This is a genomic window from Planococcus sp. ISL-109, assembly GCF_018613655.1.
Lineage (GTDB): Bacteria > Bacillota > Bacilli > Bacillales_A > Planococcaceae > Planococcus.
In genome coordinates, this window is record NZ_JAGGPW010000019.1 from 66,726 (window position 1) to 83,417 (window position 16,692).

Annotated in this window: 16 protein-coding genes, 1 tRNA gene and 1 other RNA gene; 1 reads left to right on the forward strand and 17 read right to left on the reverse strand. The window is 48.2% G+C overall.

Annotated elements, in window-relative coordinates; genetic code table 11:
* Window positions 1-345 precede the first annotated feature (345 nt).
* The 15 genes from ssrA to J7E21_RS13125 all read right to left on the reverse strand — a co-directional run bounded on the left by ssrA (window position 346) and on the right by J7E21_RS13125 (window position 14,564).
* Window positions 346-699, reverse strand: a transfer-messenger RNA (tmRNA) gene (gene ssrA / locus J7E21_RS13055).
* Window positions 700-778: 79 nt separating this feature from the next.
* Window positions 779-1,243 carry an SsrA-binding protein SmpB gene (smpB, locus tag J7E21_RS13060; protein WP_215108455.1) on the reverse strand — a complete coding sequence of 155 codons (465 nt, stop codon included), beginning with the start codon at window positions 1,241-1,243 and terminating at the stop codon, window positions 779-781.
* 49 nt (window positions 1,244-1,292) lie between these two features.
* Window positions 1,293-3,644, reverse strand: a complete 2,352-nt coding sequence (gene rnr / locus J7E21_RS13065) for a ribonuclease R (RefSeq protein WP_215108457.1) — start codon at window positions 3,642-3,644, stop codon at window positions 1,293-1,295.
* Window positions 3,641-4,387: an alpha/beta hydrolase gene (locus tag J7E21_RS13070; protein ID WP_215108459.1), complete on the reverse strand. Its 747-nt coding sequence runs from the start codon at window positions 4,385-4,387 to the stop codon at window positions 3,641-3,643. Before J7E21_RS13070 ends, rnr begins: the two co-directional genes overlap by 4 nt.
* Window positions 4,388-4,820: 433 nt before the next feature.
* Entirely contained in the window at window positions 4,821-5,048 is a 228-nt protein-coding gene (secG, locus tag J7E21_RS13075) for a preprotein translocase subunit SecG (protein WP_058381240.1), read from the reverse strand.
* A 574-nt stretch (window positions 5,049-5,622) separates the two neighbouring features.
* A complete protein-coding gene (eno, locus tag J7E21_RS13080) occupies window positions 5,623-6,918 on the reverse strand; it encodes a phosphopyruvate hydratase (protein WP_215108461.1) in 1,296 nt (431 codons plus the stop codon).
* A gap of 64 nt (window positions 6,919-6,982) precedes the next feature.
* Window positions 6,983-8,515: a 2,3-bisphosphoglycerate-independent phosphoglycerate mutase gene (gene gpmI / locus J7E21_RS13085; RefSeq protein ID WP_215108463.1), complete on the reverse strand. Its 1,533-nt coding sequence runs from the start codon at window positions 8,513-8,515 to the stop codon at window positions 6,983-6,985.
* On the reverse strand, window positions 8,508-9,269 hold the full coding sequence (gene tpiA / locus J7E21_RS13090) for a triose-phosphate isomerase (RefSeq protein WP_215108465.1): 762 nt from the start codon (window positions 9,267-9,269) through the stop codon (window positions 8,508-8,510). The genes gpmI and tpiA overlap by 8 nt, the downstream gene beginning before the upstream one ends.
* Before the next feature lie 13 nt (window positions 9,270-9,282).
* Window positions 9,283-10,464 (reverse strand): phosphoglycerate kinase, encoded by a 1,182-nt coding sequence (locus J7E21_RS13095; protein WP_251047999.1) that lies wholly within the window; start codon window positions 10,462-10,464, stop codon window positions 9,283-9,285.
* A 114-nt stretch (window positions 10,465-10,578) separates the two neighbouring features.
* Window positions 10,579-11,586 (reverse strand): type I glyceraldehyde-3-phosphate dehydrogenase, encoded by a 1,008-nt coding sequence (gene gap, locus J7E21_RS13100; RefSeq protein WP_215108469.1) that lies wholly within the window; start codon window positions 11,584-11,586, stop codon window positions 10,579-10,581.
* Complete coding sequence (locus tag J7E21_RS13105; RefSeq protein WP_215108471.1) at window positions 11,587-12,630, reverse strand: sugar-binding transcriptional regulator; 1,044 nt, start codon at window positions 12,628-12,630, stop codon at window positions 11,587-11,589.
* A gap of 104 nt (window positions 12,631-12,734) precedes the next feature.
* The gene (locus J7E21_RS13110; RefSeq protein ID WP_215108473.1) at window positions 12,735-12,965 is read right to left on the reverse strand and encodes a glutaredoxin family protein; all 231 of its coding nucleotides are present in this window, start codon (window positions 12,963-12,965) and stop codon (window positions 12,735-12,737) included.
* Window positions 12,966-12,978: 13 nt separating this feature from the next.
* Window positions 12,979-13,758: a TPM domain-containing protein gene (locus J7E21_RS13115; protein ID WP_215108475.1), complete on the reverse strand. Its 780-nt coding sequence runs from the start codon at window positions 13,756-13,758 to the stop codon at window positions 12,979-12,981.
* Window positions 13,755-14,333 (reverse strand): LemA family protein, encoded by a 579-nt coding sequence (locus J7E21_RS13120; RefSeq protein ID WP_215108477.1) that lies wholly within the window; start codon window positions 14,331-14,333, stop codon window positions 13,755-13,757. The genes J7E21_RS13115 and J7E21_RS13120 overlap by 4 nt, the downstream gene beginning before the upstream one ends.
* Window positions 14,334-14,492: 159 nt before the next feature.
* Window positions 14,493-14,564, reverse strand: a tRNA-Arg gene (locus J7E21_RS13125).
* A gap of 166 nt (window positions 14,565-14,730) precedes the next feature.
* Here J7E21_RS13125 and clpP point away from each other — a divergent pair.
* Window positions 14,731-15,342, forward strand: coding sequence for an ATP-dependent Clp endopeptidase proteolytic subunit ClpP (gene clpP, locus J7E21_RS13130; RefSeq protein ID WP_215108479.1), 612 nt, complete (start codon window positions 14,731-14,733; stop codon window positions 15,340-15,342).
* Window positions 15,343-15,425: 83 nt separating this feature from the next.
* Here the strand turns inward: clpP and J7E21_RS13135 are convergent, their stop codons facing one another.
* Window positions 15,426-15,683: an HPr family phosphocarrier protein gene (locus J7E21_RS13135; RefSeq protein ID WP_215108481.1), complete on the reverse strand. Its 258-nt coding sequence runs from the start codon at window positions 15,681-15,683 to the stop codon at window positions 15,426-15,428.
* A 56-nt stretch (window positions 15,684-15,739) separates the two neighbouring features.
* On the reverse strand, window positions 15,740-16,690 hold the full coding sequence (whiA, locus tag J7E21_RS13140; RefSeq protein ID WP_215108483.1) for a DNA-binding protein WhiA: 951 nt from the start codon (window positions 16,688-16,690) through the stop codon (window positions 15,740-15,742).
* Window positions 16,691-16,692 lie beyond the last annotated feature (2 nt).

Here is a 16,692-nt window from a genome sequence, read left to right on the forward strand (position 1 = left end):
GTGCTGATGAGATTCATTACGATGCTTTTAGACGTTTCTAAGCCTTTAATAATTTTCTTCTTTTACTTTTATACAGCTGGTTGAAGTGTAAGTGGTGACTCCAGCGGAAGAACGGAGTGATGAGACCCCGCAGGAAATGAAAGAGCGAAGCATAGCTGAGTTCATTCATTTGCGACGCATCTGCTTGCAGATGCGTTGCAATCGGTTTTAAAGCTACGAGGAGGCTCAGCGCTTCGTCCGCTGAAAGCGTCCGCCGAAACGGAACTCAGCGGCTTTCTATAATGCACAAAAAAACGCCAAAACCCTTCTAAAAGGATTTTGGCGTTTCGTTTACTCCATAAAATTCTATGGAGACGGCGGGAGTCGAACCCGCGTCCAGAGACTCCGTTACTTGAGCATCTACGCGTGTAGCTTATCTATTGGATTTCGCCGCACAGTCTGCCGATAAGCAGGCTTCCTGAGGGCTAGTTCGAGAATCTCTTCCAGACGGCTCAAACGGCACCGGCTGTCGTATCCCACTAAAAGTGAGCTCTATGCAGCCACATGGGCGATGGATACATAAAGCAGATCCGAGCTTACGCTGCGAATGCTAGGTTGTTGTTAGTTTTGCCAGTTGTTATAAGTTACGTTGGTGACGAAGCCGACCCTCCGACGCGCAACCCAAGCCCAGATCATCCCTGTCGAATCCGTAACGTCCCCTCATTAAAAGAGACACGGAAGATGTTTTGGCTTCGGTGTACTACTCTTATTATAGGACAAGATTGATCAGACTTCAAGCTTAACGGCTGCGTTCTTTCATGGCGCGGTCGATATCCCGCTTGGCATCCTTTTTCTTAAGGTCTTCACGCTTGTCGTATTTCTTCTTCCCTTTACCGACACCGAGCAGCACTTTCGCATAACCGTCCTTCAAGTACATCTTCAGCGGAATGATCGCTGCCCCTTCGACTTTCGATTTGCCGATGAGTTCATTGATCTGTTTTTTATGGAGCAATAATTTCCGTGAGCGCAGCGGGTCGTGGTTAAACTGGTTGCCTTGCTCGTAAGGTGCAATGTGCATGTTCGAAATCCAGGCTTCACCGCCCCTGATACGGACGAATGCATCCTTTATCTGGACTTTGCTTTTACGCGCAGATTTGATCTCCGTACCGAGCAAGACGATGCCTGCTTCGATCGTCTCTTCAATTGCGAAATCAAAGCCCGCTTTTTTGTTCTGTGCAATTACTTTGCCTTCTCCTTTGGCCATTTCTGTTCACCTCAAACTGTTGGAAAAAAGCGGCTCGCGGCCGCTTTTTTTATTTCTTCTTTTTGTGGCTCTGCTGTTTGGCAGCTCCTTCGTAAAACTTTTTCTTTTGGCCTTTCGGTTTGCGGTCCGGACCGCCTTCACCGCGCTTTTTGCCGTCTTTCGGTTTGTCGCTGCCGTTTCTGCCGCTGCGAATCACTTTCGGGCTATCTTTGCGCGTACGGCGTGTGTTTTGCGTCATGCCGACGATTTCAAAATCGATGGACGATTCTTCCGGTTTAACCCCGATCACTCGCACTTCGACTTCGTCACCGATGCGGAACTGGCGCTTTGTACGCTCGCCGATCATCATCATCTGGCGGTCATCAAACTGGTAGTAATCATCGGTCAAGTTGGAAACGTGCACTAAGCCTTCAATCGTATTCGGCAGTTCGACGAACATCCCGAAGTTTGTCACAGACGATATGATGCCAGTGAATTGTTCCCCGACTTTATCCGCCATATACTGAGTTTTCTTCAATGCGTCCGTATCGCGTTCCGCTTCAACTGCTCGGCGTTCCCGCTCAGATGTGTGCGTTGCGATATCATCCATTTCCGCTTCCCAGTGGCGCAATGTCTTGTTCGACAAATCCTTTTCGATCAAATATGTCCGAATCAGACGGTGGATGATCAAATCCGGGTAGCGGCGGATCGGTGAAGTGAAATGCGTATAGAATTCCGTCGACAGCCCGAAATGTCCAAGGCTTTGCGCTGAATATTTCGCCTGTTGCATCGAACGGAGCATCATCGTCGAGACGACAGGCTCTTCCGGCGTGCCCGCGATGGACTCGACGATCTCCTGCAAAGCCTTAGGATGAATTTCATTGCCAGATCCTTTGACGACGATTCCGAAATTCGTGATGAACTCGAAAAAGCGCTGCAGTTTTTCCGGTTTCGGCTCTTCGTGAATGCGGTATAAAGACGGTACGTCCATGCGGTGGAAATGTTCAGCGACGGTTTCATTCGCTGCGAGCATGAATTCTTCGATCAAGCGTTCTGCGACCGTACGCTCACGGACGACGATATCAATTGGATAGCCTTCCTCATCGACAATCACTTTGGACTCCTTAAAGTCAAAGTCGATAGCTCCGCGGCTCATCCGGCGCTGGTGCAACACAGATGAAAGTTCTTTCATCAGTTCAAACATCGGAACCAGCTCAGCGTATTGCTCTTTTAATTCTTCATTATCTTTTTCAAGAATTTCATAGACGTCAGTATACGTCATGCGTGCAGATGTGTTGATGACACTTTGGAAAATATCGTGGGACACCACTTCGCCTTTGTCGTTGAAAATCATTTCACAAGACAAAGTCAAACGGTCGACTTGCGGGTTGAGCGAGCAGATTCCGTTCGACAGACGGTGCGGAATCATTGGAATGACCCGGTCTGTCAAATAAATGCTTGTTGCCCGGTCATAGGCTTCCCGGTCGATTGCGGATCCTTCTGTCACATAATGGCTGACGTCTGCGATATGGACACCCAGTTTGTATGTGCCGTCTTCGAATTTTTTCACTTGAATGGCATCATCCAAGTCTTTTGCATCCGCGCCGTCGATCGTCACGATTTGTTCCGTACGCAAATCGCGGCGGTCATCTAGATCGCTCGGTTCGATTTGGTCCGGCACGGCATTCGCCTGATCCAGCACGTCTTGCGGGAACTCGACGTCGATGCCGTATTTGTGGATAATCGACAGAATGTCGACGCCCGGATCGTTTTTATGGCCAAGTACTTGTGTCACCATACCAGTAGCAGACAAACGCCCCTCCGGCCAGCCGGTGATTTCAACGACGACTTTATGACCGTCGACAGCACCAAGTGTGTCGTCCTTGGCGATGAAAACATCCATATTCATTTTCTTATCATCCGTGACGACAAAGCCGAAGCCTTTGTTAGCCTGGAACGTGCCGACGACTTTTGTCGTGCCGCGCTCTAGTATGCGGATGATGGTGCCTTCACGGCGGTCGCCGGACGAGCCTTCAGAGACACGAATCATGACCGTATCGCCGTTGACCGCTCCGTTTACTTCATTCGGCGGGATAAAGACATCATCAAGACCCGCTTCTTCCGGCGCAAAAAAACCGAAGCCTTTTGCGTGGCCGATAAACTTGCCGCGCATCAAATTCATACGATCCGGCACGCCATAGCGGTTAGAGCGCGAACGCACCAATTCGCCTTTTTCTTCGAGCTTAACGAGTGTTTTCACCAATTCTGTAAATTCATCGGCATCTTCAAAGCCGAACTGTTCTTCTATTTCTGTTACGGTTAATGGCTTGTAAGCCTCTTCCCGCATAAACGCCAATAAGCGCTGATCCAATGACTGTTCATTCTTACCCAATCCTAACTCCTCCTTTTGAGACCGTCTCATACGCTCCAATCGAGCGATTCGAGAAACTCATATATATCCTCGTGCAATTGCTTTTTCTCCTGATCCAGCGTAATGACATGGCCGGATTTTTCGTACCATTTGATGCGCTTATCGGTCGATTCCGCTTCGTCGTGGATGATGTTCGCGGACTCTGTGTTGATGACTTTATCGAGTGAGCCTTGCACGACAAAGAGCGGCGTATAAACATGATCGACATTGTTCCGGACTTCACCGATTAATTCACGCAGCTCTGCGAGTGTTTCCATCGGCTTTTCCTCGAACCTCTTCATCTCTTCTTCGATAAGTTTATCATCTTTTCCTTCATAATTCTTGTATTCGCGGGCATACTTCAAAACACCTTCATACATGAGGTCTGTCGACTTCATATGCATCGGTGCGCACATCGTGACAATGCCCTTAACAGGCTTTGTATACCCGAGTTTCAAGCTGAATACGCCGCCGAGCGACAATCCGGCGACCGCGATTTCTTTATAGCCTTTATCGATCAAGGTTTGATATGCTTCTACTACATCTTTCCACCAGTCAGCCGGTCCCGTCTCCACAAGCTTTTCCGGTGCGACGCCATGTCCCGCGTAATGAGGCGCGATACTCGTATAGCCTTTCGTCTCCAAAAACCGGCCGAGCATCCGCACGTCCGCAGAGTTCCCGGTAAACCCATGCAATAACAACACGGCTCTTGGCCCATTCTCAAAGAAAAATGGTTTCGGTTGTGAAATACGCATGAAAATTCCCTCCAACTATTTCTCGTTACTACAATATTTAAATGAGTATATATGTTGAACTAAAGAAATATCAGTGAATTACCACTACTACTTGAACACTAACAATTTGCGAACAAACAAACAGATATGTAGCAAAACTACGGAGAAAACCGTGCTGCGCACTGCGTCGCAAAGGATCGCCCTCGGAAGGTCGGGCAACACCTTTCCCGCGGGAAAGCGAGTCAACCGAGACCCCGCAGGAAATGAATAAGCGAAGGGAAGCTGAGCTTATTCATTTGCGATGCTCGAACGCAGTGAGAGTTGAGCAATGCTTTTCTCGGAATGGTTTTGCGGAATATCTACAGTGGAAATTTATTAGTTCAACTTATATAGTTCCCAATTCCCACTAAAAGAAAACGCCCAACCACTATATGGTCGGGCGATTTGCTCTACATTATACTTTCGTTACAGCGATAGCCAGAATAAAGAATAAGGCAGCAAGAACGATCGTTACCCGGTGAAGGACAAGATCCAACCCACGGGCTTTTTGCTTGCCGAAAAGTTGCTCTGCTCCACCGGAGATGGCTCCTGAAAGTCCTGCACTTTTCCCTGATTGCAATAGGACGACAACAATTAAAGCTATCGAGACTATAAGAAGTAATGTCATTAACAATGTATGCATAAATACCACCTCCTGAAAAGAACGTTCACAACAAACTCTAGTTTACCAAAAATTGAAACCTGTAGCAATAGAGCCCCTAAAAAATACAAATGGAATGGAGAAATCGGCTGAACCTATCCCCTGCTAGCTCGACAATGCTTAATCCCGAATTGTCACTATACCAAATGAAATTATAGAGGCTGGTGAAATACATTTCAACGCTTCTTAATTAAGCACGCTAGCGGAAACAGAACTAGCTTAGCCGCTTGTAAACTCCTTGTGCTCATACATCCGCATTGTAAATGCATCGCAAATGAATACTCGCCTATTCCTCATCACTCTTATACTCAACACTCCAAGCTAAAAGGAGTTTACAGATGAAGCAAGTTTCGTTAATACTCACTACAATTCGCTGACTTTCTTTCACTACTCCTTTAAACCTGAAGCGAAAGCTCTCCCCGCTTAACACTTAAAAAGGGTTAAGGCCATGCCCACTCCGCGGAAAGCGTACCCTGAAACGCAGCCTCGACCACCCCGCACTCTAACAAAAAACTGCCGGAAAAATTCCCGGCAGCTTGTCATCATCTATTCACTCTTACTTTTTCAAGTTATAGAAAGTTTTAACGCCTAAGTATTTCGCAGTATCGTGCAATTGGTCTTCAATGCGCAGTAGCTGGTTGTATTTCGCTACGCGGTCCGTACGGGACGGAGCACCTGTTTTGATCTGGCCGGCATTTGTCGCAATTGCGATATCCGCAATCGTGACGTCTTCCGACTCGCCTGAACGGTGGGAGATGACCGCTGTGTAGCCTGCACGCTTCGCCATTTCGATCGCATCGAAAGTCTCAGTCAATGTACCGATTTGGTTTACTTTGATCAGGATCGAGTTGGAGACGCCTTGCTCGATGCCTTGTGCAAGTTTCTTCGTGTTCGTTACGAACAAATCATCGCCGACAAGCTGGACTTTTCCGCCGATGCGCTCTGTCAACAATTTATGGCCATCCCAGTCATTCTCGTCCAAGCCGTCTTCGATGGAAACAATCGGGTATTTATTGGACAATTCTTCATACCAGTCGACCATTTCGGCAGATGTTTTCACCGTGTTGTCGCCAGCCAAATTATAAACGCCTTTTTCTTTATCGTAGATTTCAGAAGCAGCGACGTCCATTGCGAGCAAAACGTCTTCACCTGGTTTGAATCCGGCTTTTTCGATCGCAGTCATGATCGTTTCAAGCGCTTCTTCGTTCGATCCAAGGTTCGGAGCGAATCCGCCTTCATCGCCGACGGATGTGTTATAGCCTTTTTCTTTCAGGACGGATTTCAAGTTATGGAAAATCTCCGTTCCCATGCGCAGTGCATGGCGGAATGATTCCGCACCGACTGGCATAACCATGAATTCCTGGATATCGACGTTGTTATCCGCATGCTCACCGCCATTTAAGATGTTCATCATCGGTACCGGCAATTGCTTGGCGTTGAATCCGCCGAGGTATTGGTAAAGTGGAAGATCCAAGTAATCCGCTGCCGCATGAGCCGCTGCCATGGAAACTCCAAGAATCGCGTTTGCACCGAGGCGCCCTTTGTTTTCAGTTCCGTCAAGCTCGATCAACGCTTGGTCAATCGATACTTGGTCAAGAACCGAGTAGTTTTCTTCGAGTTCTTCAGCGATTTCATTATTTACATGCTCGATCGCTTTTAGAACGCCTTTTCCGAGGTAGCGGCTTTTATCACCGTCGCGCAGTTCGACTGCTTCGTGCTCCCCAGTAGATGCGCCGGAAGGTACGATCGCACGTCCGAATGCACCGCTTTCTGTGAATACTTCTACTTCAACTGTCGGGTTCCCTCTGGAATCGAGTACTTCGCGTGCTTGGATATGAGTAATAATTGGCAATATCAACAGCTCCCTTTTCAATGGTTTGATCGGTTTCATGCTTATGTGCAAATTACAATCGATTCTAATAAAGCGGTTTGCCGGTCATTTCTACCGGCTGTTCAAGGTCGAGCAGTTTCAGGATGGTCGGCGCCAAATCGGCTAAAATTCCGCCGCTTCGGAGCACTTCACCGTGTTTCGTCAAAATGACCGGCACTTGGTTTGTCGTATGCGCCGTCATTGGCAAGCCGTCTTCTGTCAGCACTTCATCGGCGTTGCCGTGGTCAGCCGTGATGAGTGCCGAACCGCCTTGGCGGTGCAGTGCTTCGACAATGCGGCCGAGGCATTCATCGACTACTTCGACGGCTTTGATCGTCGGCTCAAGCATGCCGCTATGGCCGACCATATCGGGATTGGCAAAATTCAAAATGATCGCATCATGTGTGCCCGCATCGATTTGTTCGACGAGGCGGTCAGTCACTTCGTAAGCGCTCATTTCCGGCTGCAGATCATAGGTCGCCACTTTCGGTGAAGAGACGAGAATCCGTTCTTCTCCCGGAAAAATTCCTTCACGGCCTCCGCTCATGAAAAATGTGACGTGAGGGTATTTTTCCGTTTCGGCAATGCGCAATTGAGTCATGCCGTTTGTGGATAACACTTCGCCGAGCGTATTCACCAAATTGACGTTGTCGTAAGCGATACGGGTTCTCAGTTCTTCACTGTAAGTCGTAAAGCTGACCAACAGCACATTCATCGGATGGTGGACGCTTAACGGGAAATGTGTGAAATCAGGACGCGTCAAGACAGAAGTCAGCTGAATGGCGCGGTCCGGTCGGAAGTTAAAGAAAATGATGGAGTCGCCGGACTGGATTACAACAGGTGGCTGTGCATCGCTTGCTATTGTAAATGGCAAGACAAACTCATCGACGATGCCATGTGCATAGGAAGCTTCTACACCTTCTCTAGCTGTCGCGGCATTCAGGCCAGTCCCGTCGACCATTGCCCGGTAGGCAAGCTCGACGCGCTCCCATCTTTTATCACGGTCCATCGCATAATAGCGGCCGCTGATTGAAGCAAAGCGCCCGATCCCGATCTCCTGCATCTGCTTCTCAGTTTCTTCTATATAACGGAGCGCGGTTTTCGGTCCAACATCGCGGCCGTCCAAAAATCCGTGAACAAACACTTCGCTCAAGCCTTGCTGTTTCGCGAGTCGCAACAGGGCGAACAAATGCTCGTAATGACTATGGACACCCCCGTCGCTGAGAAGTCCACAAACGTGCAATGCTTTGCCGTTTTCTTTAGCGTTCAGAACGGCATCCAAAAATGCGGCATTTCGGAAGAAATCACCGTCTTTGATTGATTTGTGGATACGTGTCAAATTCTGGTAAACGGTGCGGCCGGCACCGATGTTCAAATGGCCCACTTCGGAATTGCCCATTTGCCCGCCCGGCAAGCCGACCGCTTCGCCGGCCGCCGTCAACAATTCATGCGGGTATTCATTCCATAGACGGTCGAAATTCGGCTTATGCGCTAGTGCAACTGCATTGCCCGCTGTTTCTTCACGGCAGCCAAAGCCATCTAGGATGATCAAGGCTGCCGGATGTGCCGTTTTACGCATGTGAACCAGCCTCCAACAGCTTGACGAACGATTCCACTTCTAAGCTCGCCCCGCCGACCAATGCGCCGTCAATATGCTCCATCGAAAGCAACTCCTGGATATTTTCAGGTTTGACACTTCCTCCGTATTGAATGCGCAGTTTTCCGGCCGTTTCGCCGCTGTAGAGAGCAGCAATTTTCTTGCGGATAATACCGCATGCTTCATTGGCATCTTCGGCGGTTGCTGTTTTTCCGGTTCCGATCGCCCAGATTGGCTCGTAAGCGATGACCAGCTCAGCGATTTGCGCGTCCGTCAAGCCGTCGACTGCCTTTTCAACTTGTGTTTCCACGATGCTTTCCATTTGGCCGGCTTCACGCTGTTCATTTGTTTCGCCGACACAAAGAATCGGCATGAGTTGATGCGAAAATGCCGATTTTACTTTGGCATTAACTGTTTCATCGGTTTCATTGAAATACTGGCGACGCTCTGAATGGCCGATAATGACATAATCGACAGCGAGATCGGCTAGTTGCATGGGACTGATTTCACCCGTGAATGCCCCTTCGCCTTTTTCATGCATCGTCTGCGCACCGATTTTCAAGGCGCTGTTTTCTGCAGAGCCTACTAATTGCGATAAGTATAGAGCCGGTGCACAAATAACAGCGTCGAGCTTATCTGCATCCGGAACCAAGCCATTGACTTTCTCCACAAACTCTTTCGCTTGCGATGCTGTTTTGTACATTTTCCAGTTTCCTGCAATGATCGGTTTTCTCACAAAAACACTCTCCTTATTTATCGCTTAATGCGGTGACGCCCGGCAAATCTTTACCTTCCATAAATTCCAAGGAAGCACCGCCGCCTGTAGAAATATGGTCCATTTTTTCTGCGACATTGAACTTCTCGACCGCTGATGCGGAATCGCCGCCGCCGATGACTGTATAGCCGGATGTTTCCGCCATAGCCTCAGCCACCGATTTGGTCCCGTTTGCGAAAGCTTTGATTTCAAAAACGCCCATCGGCCCGTTCCAAATGACCAGTTTCGACTGTTTGATGACTTCAGCGTAAAGCTTCGCCGTTTCAGGCCCGATATCAAGCCCCATCCAATCGGATGGAATCTCTTCGATTTTCACTGTTTTCGTATCTGCATCTTTTGAGAATTCACTCGCGATTGTCGCATCGACCGGCAAATAAAGCTTAACGCCTTTTTCCTGAGCTTTGTCGATGAACGATTTGGCAAGCTCCAATTTGTCTTCTTCGACTAGCGAATTGCCGATTTCATGGCCAAGCGCTTTAATGAAAGTATACGACAAACCGCCGCCGATCAGCAGATTATCGACTTTGTCGAGCAAATGATCGATGACGCCGATTTTGTCTTTCACTTTAGCCCCACCGATGATCGCAGTGAACGGACGTTCCGGCTCTGATAAGGCTTTACCGAGCACGTCGAGTTCTTTTTCGAGCAGCAGCCCTGAGACCGCCGGCAAATGTTCGGCAATTCCGGCAGTAGAAGCATGCGCTCTATGTGCAGCGCCGAATGCATCATTGACGAAGACATCTGCAAGTGCCGCAAACTGTTTCGCGAGTTCCGGATCGTTCTTTTCTTCCCCGGCATGGAAGCGGACATTTTCGAGCAGAAGGATTTCGCCGGCATCCAGTGCTGCAATTTCCCTCTCCACTGTTTCTCCTATGGATTCATCCAGGCATTTCACGTCACTCCCGAGCAATTCGGACAGTCGCGCACCTGCCGCAGCAAGTCTCATGTCTTCATTGACTTGGCCTTCCGGACGGCCGAGGTGGCTTGCTAAGATCACTTTTGCGCCTTGCTCGACCAAATACTCAATCGTCGGGATCGCCGCCCGAATCCGTGTATCGTCGTTCACTTTACCGCCACTCATCGGCACGTTAAAGTCGACACGGCAAAACACACGTTTTCCTTTCAAATCCAAGTCCTTCATGGTCATTTTCTGCAGCATGAAAATACCTCCTAATTATATTCAAAAAAAATAAGGGGCGGGGTAAATTCCCCACCCCTTTTACCCTCTTTATTATAGAGGTTCATCGGTAATTAAGCTATGATTTTCAGGTTACAGGCCTTTTTTGTACATGTGCACTGCCAAGTCGACGCAGCGTGCAGAGTAGCCGGTTTCGTTGTCATACCAAGCTAAAACTTTGACCATATTTCCGCCTAAAGACATTGTGGACTGTGCATCCACTGTAGAAGAAGCTGGATTGCCGTTATAGTCGCGGGATACAAGCGGAAGTTCGCTGTATGCCAAGTAGCCTTTCAGCTCATTTTCAGTCGCTTCTTTGAGCGCTTGGTTCACTTCTTCGACTGTAGCGTCCATTTCAAGTTCTGCCACAACATCGATCAAGGACACGTTCGGTGTCGGAACGCGAATTGCCATGCCGTCGATTTTGCCTTCGAGTTCCGGCAATACTTTTGCAACTGATTTCGCTGCGCCAGTTGTCGTCGGAATCATGGACTCGGCTGCTGCACGTGCCCGGCGGTAGTCGGAGTGAGGCGAGTCAAGCAGGACCTGGTCGTTCGTGTATGAGTGGATCGTTGTCATCATGGCTTTCTTGATGCCGAATTTATTGTTCAATACTTTGGATATGCCGGCCAAGCCGTTTGTTGTGCAAGATGCGTTAGAAACAACGTGATGCTCCTGGGGGTTATAGGAATCTTCGTTGACACCCATGACAAGCATTTTCATGCCGTTTTTACCAGGTGCAGAAACGATGACTTTCTTAGCGCCCGCCTCAATGTGTTTCGATGCAGAATCTTCAGTGGTGAAAATCCCTGTAGATTCCAATACGATGTCGATTTCATGTTTTTTCCAAGGCAATTGAGCCGGATCTTTTTCGGAGAATACTTTGATTTCTTTGCCATTGACGAAAATCGATCCTTCTTTAGCAGAAATATCAGCATCCAATATGCCATGTACAGAATCGTATTTCAATAGATGCGCAAGCATATCTGCATCTGATAAATCGTTAACTGCCACTACTTCCACTTCATTGTTGTTCATTGCTTCACGGAATACAACGCGGCCGATACGGCCAAAACCATTAATTGCTAATTTTAAAGTCATTTATAATTCCTCCAGTTTTGTTGTTGGATTGAGTATTGCTCTTGCTGCACCTTCATCAGTAATTAGGATGGTGCGTTCCGGCGCCGCTTGAAAATAAGATTCGATGGCACGGGCTTTTGTTTGGCCTCCAGCAACCGCCATGATACTCGGTGCTTTTTGGACCTGCTCTAGTTGAATGCCCGCTGTTGGAATGCGGTAAACTATTTTTCCTGTTTTGTCGAAATAATAACCGAACGCTTCGCTGACAGCTCCACCGGATTTGATCTTTTCGACTTCTTCAGCAGAAGAGCGGCGCCTAATGGCCATTTCTTCTGCATCGCCAATGCCATGTATGACCAAATCAGTTTGGTCATACAACTCCATCATTTCCTTAATGATCGGTTCTTTCACCATCATCTCCAGCGCTTCCGCACTTAAATGTTCAGGCAAGTAAAGCGTGCGGACTGCACCGCCTGCTTTTTCTGCAAAGGAGGAAGCGATCGTATTCGCCTGGTGCAACATTTCTTCACCTAGGCCACCTCTTGCTGCGACAAATTGCAAATCGGGATTTTTTCTCGCCGGCCGGACCTGCGCTGCAACACCAGCCATCGTACTGCCTCCAGTCACGGCAATCACGCGGCACGTTTCGAGCATCTCTTCGACTAGACGAGCCGCCTGGCGCCCGATTGCCGATTTGACCGTTGATAGCCGGTCGCTATCTCCCGGCAATACGACTGCCAGCTTGATGCCAAGTTTTTCTTCGAGCTGTGCTTCTAAAACAGCCGTTCCTGACAATTCCTTGACCAGCTCTTGAAGTTGTTCGAGTACAGTAGCTCCAAGACTTGTCAATGTCATGCCGCTTTTGCTCATCTCAATCAATGCATGATCGCGCAACAAGTCGGTTTCTTTACGGATTTCCCTTTCGGCAGCACCTGTCAGTTCACTAAGCGTGCGCCTTCCTACAGGCTGCTCCGCTTGAATCAGCTCGAGAATGCTATAGCGCTTTTTCAGCAAGCTGGGCAGTTCTGGCAATAAATTCACTTGTGCTTGCAGAACTGAATCCATCGCTCCACCCCTTTGTTGGACGTTTTTAGTCCCGCTTAGTTTTATTTAGTCCCACTACAATCATTGTAGCGGACCAGCTGAATTTATGCAAACAAAAAGAAGCGCTAAAAAACTAACGCTTCCAGTAGTTCGCCGTAGCCGAAATTCCCGTAAAGCAGTATGTGCTCATTTTCTGCAAGCACCGGAATCATCAGCATGTATTTTTCATGTAATTGTTCATCTTCTTCTATATTGACTTCCCGATACTCGAGCGGGAAGTCCTCTTGGAACAGCCGAATCGCAGATTTCGCTTGTTCGCAAAGTCCGCAGTTCGGCCGTGTGTATAGCGTATACATTCAAAGCCCCCCTTTAAAAGCCGCGACCAGCGCCGCCGCCACCGGAAGATCCGCCACCGCCGCCGCGGAATCCGCCACCGCCACTGCCGCCGAATCCTCCGCCAAAGCTGCCGGGACCAAAGAAACCGCCGCGTCTTGAGCTTCTGCCTCTACCACGTTTGCCGCCCCGGCCGCTTCCACCTGTAAATAACAACAGCAACACCAAGACGACGATAAATGTGATGATCAACTTCATGATGCCGCTCCCGCCTTCGTCGGAGGTCACTTCATTGAGCGGTTGCGGGCTGACAGCTTCACCGTCCCAGCCGTATTCTTCCGCGACTTCCTGATACAGAGCTTGATACGTATTAAGCAGCGCTTGATCTGGCTGGTCTTCGCGCAAATACGGAACGGCGTAGTCATCCAAAATCCGTCCGACTTTGCCGTCTGGAAGCGCGCCTTCCAATCCGTAGCCGATCTCGATGTAAATTTCACGATCGCTCATCGACAGCACGACCATCACGCCGTTGTTTTCTTCCTGAGACCCGACACCGTAATGGCGCAAGGCTTCGTTTGCATAGCTTTCAATCGGTTCACCTTCTAGTGAATCAACGACCATAACGGCAATTTGAGCAGTCGTGGCATCTTCCAGTTCCGCACCCAGCTGGTTGATTTGAGCTTCCTGTTCTTCACTGAGGACGCCGGCGATATCCTGAATGTAAATATCATCAGTTAGTTCCGGAAATTCCACCGCCTGAACAGACCCGCCAAAGAATAGCAGAAGAAGGAACAAGCTTGCAGCTTTTTTCATCATTCTTCATCAGTCCCAAAATCTACATCCGGTGCATCTTCCGCTCCAGCATCAGCTTCGAAGTATTCTTTCTCATCAAATCCGAAGATGCCAGCTATCATATTGCCTGGAAAACTCCGGACTTCCCGGTTGAATTCAGTCACTGAAGCATTATAATCCTGGCGTGCTACCGCGATGCGGTTTTCTGTTCCAGCCAATTCGTCGGATAATTGCTGGAAATTCTCGCTCGAGCGGATTTCCGGATAATTCTCGACGACGACCAACAAACGGCTAAGTGCTCCGCTCAGTTCGGTATCGGCCTGCGCCTGCTCTTCGACAGATCCTGCAGAAGCCATAGTTGCACGCGCTTCCGTCACACTATCGATGACAGACTGTTCCTGATCGGCAAAACCTTTTACGGTCTCCACCAAGTTCGGAATCAAATCGAGCCGGCGCTGCAATTGACTTTCCAATTGCGCATACGATTCGTTAACGTCTTCTTCTAATTGAACAAAATTATTATAGCTTGAGCTGAATACGGCAATTGCCACGCCAATCATTCCAACCAGCACAAGCAATGGAATAAGTAGTTTTTTCATCTTTACGCCCCCTCTTCTTTTACAATAGTAATTTCTACGGTACCATCCTGTCCATTTTTGGCAACCATTACTCGTATATTCTACGTATCTCCACTTGAAAAGATTCAACAAAAAACCCGCACAGTCTTATGATAGACTGTGCGGGGTTTTTCATTTTTATGCCCTCGGAGGGGATCGAACCCCCATCTCAAGAATCGGAATCTTACGTGTTATCCATTACACTACGAGGGCAATTTTTCTTGACGACTTTTCTATTATACAAAAGCTTTCCCGTTATTTCAAGCGCCTATTTTCAATTCGTTAGATTTGACCTTCATTGACCAAGATGTGTATGATGAATGTACGGCTGAACGGCGTTTCAGTAGCCCTTACATTTACCCGAAGGAGGAAATTATCTATGAATTTAATCCCAACAGTAATCGAACAAACAAGCAGAGGCGAGCGTGCTTATGATATTTATTCCCGTCTGTTGAAAGACCGCGTCATTATGCTCGGCAGCGGAATTGATGATAATGTCGCCAACTCCATCGTGGCACAATTATTGTTCCTCGAAGCGGAAGATCCAGAGAAAGACATCTCGATTTATATTAATAGCCCAGGTGGCAGCATTACAGCTGGCATGGCGATTTACGATACGATGCAGTTTATCCGTCCGAATGTCCAAACGATCTGCATCGGCATGGCTGCATCCATGGGGGCCTTCTTATTGGCGGCTGGAACAAAAGGCAAACGCTTTGCGCTTCCTAACTCCGAAGTGATGATCCATCAACCACTCGGCGGTGCCCAAGGCCAAGCGACTGAAATTGAAATCGCTGCGAAACGCATCTTGTTCTTGCGCGACAAACTCAACACCATTCTTGCCGAGCGTACAGGACAAACGCTTGAAGTCATTTCACGCGATACAGACCGCGACAACTTCATGACCGCAGAACGCGCGCTTGAGTATGGTTTGATCGACCAAATCATCACACGCAGCAAAATGCCGGAAAACCATCAAAAAGAAGATTGACCTAAACAGAAAAGAGCCGTTTCCACTGCGCTTACAGCGCAGTGGAAACGGCTCTTTTTTTACGGAATAGAAATCCCCTTGCTTTACGCTTCTTTTTCGATCAATTTCGCCAGCGAGTCGACCGCTGCTTCTTCATCTGCTCCATCTGCAGAAATCGTCACGTTCGTACCTTTGCTGACAGCGAGGCTCATGATGCCCATAATGCTCTTGGCATTTACTTTTTTATCGCCTTTTTCCAAGTAAACGTCCGAACTATAGCGATTGGCTTCTTGTACGAATAATGCCGCTTGCCTCGCTTGTAATCCTGTTTTCAATTGCACTTCAACTTGTTTTTCCACCATGCATATCCTCCTCCGGAAACTTGACTCTCTCGCAATCTATAGAAAAGAACAACCGACTAACGGCTGATCGTTTCGCCTTTTCTCAACGACTCGGCAATCTCATCGATTTTCCGAAGTCTGTGGTTGACGCCAGATTTGCTCACTTTTCCTGCCGAGACCATTTCGCCCAGTTCTTTCAGCGTCACATCTTGATGTTCGACACGCAAGCGAGCAATTTCTTTCAAGCGATCCGGCAATTGATCGATGCCGATCACTTGGTCGATAAAGCGGATATTTTCGATTTGGCGAAGTGCAGCGTCAATCGTTTTGTTTAAATTCGCTGTTTCGCAATTGACTAAGCGGTTTACGCTATTGCGCATATCCCGCAGTATGCGAACGTCTTCGAACTTCAACATTGCTACATGGGCACCGGTTAAGTTCAAGAAATCAGATATTTTTTCGGCTTCTTTCAAATAAGTAACAAAGCCTTTTTTGCGTTCGATCATCTTGCCATTCAATTGGAAATGGTTCATCAAATTGACTAAAGACTCGGCATGGTCTCTATAGGAAGAATAAACTTCCAAATGGTAGGAGGACGTTTCCGGATTGTTGACAGATCCTCCGGCTAGGAATGCACCGCGGAGATACGCTCGCTTGCAGCACGTCGTTTCAATGAGGTCTGGTGAAATATCCTGCTGAAACTGAAAGCCTTCCGATAAGATCAATAAATCTTCGAGCACTAGTTTCGATCCCTCCCGCAAGCGGCAAATATAAACATTGTTTTTTTTCAAACGCATCTTTTTGCGGACCAGTAATTCAACCGGATAGGCCTTATAGAAGCGCTTTAGCAATGTATAGATTCTTCGCGCAATCGCTGCGTTTTCCGTCTGGATGTCCAGGCTCAACTGGCGGTTGGAAAATGACAGCGTGCCGTTCATGCGGATCATCGCCGACAGCTCTGCCTTGCCACAGCAGTCATCCACTTCGATCTGCGTCATTTCTTTTTTTGTTTCTGATGCAAAAGACAAAC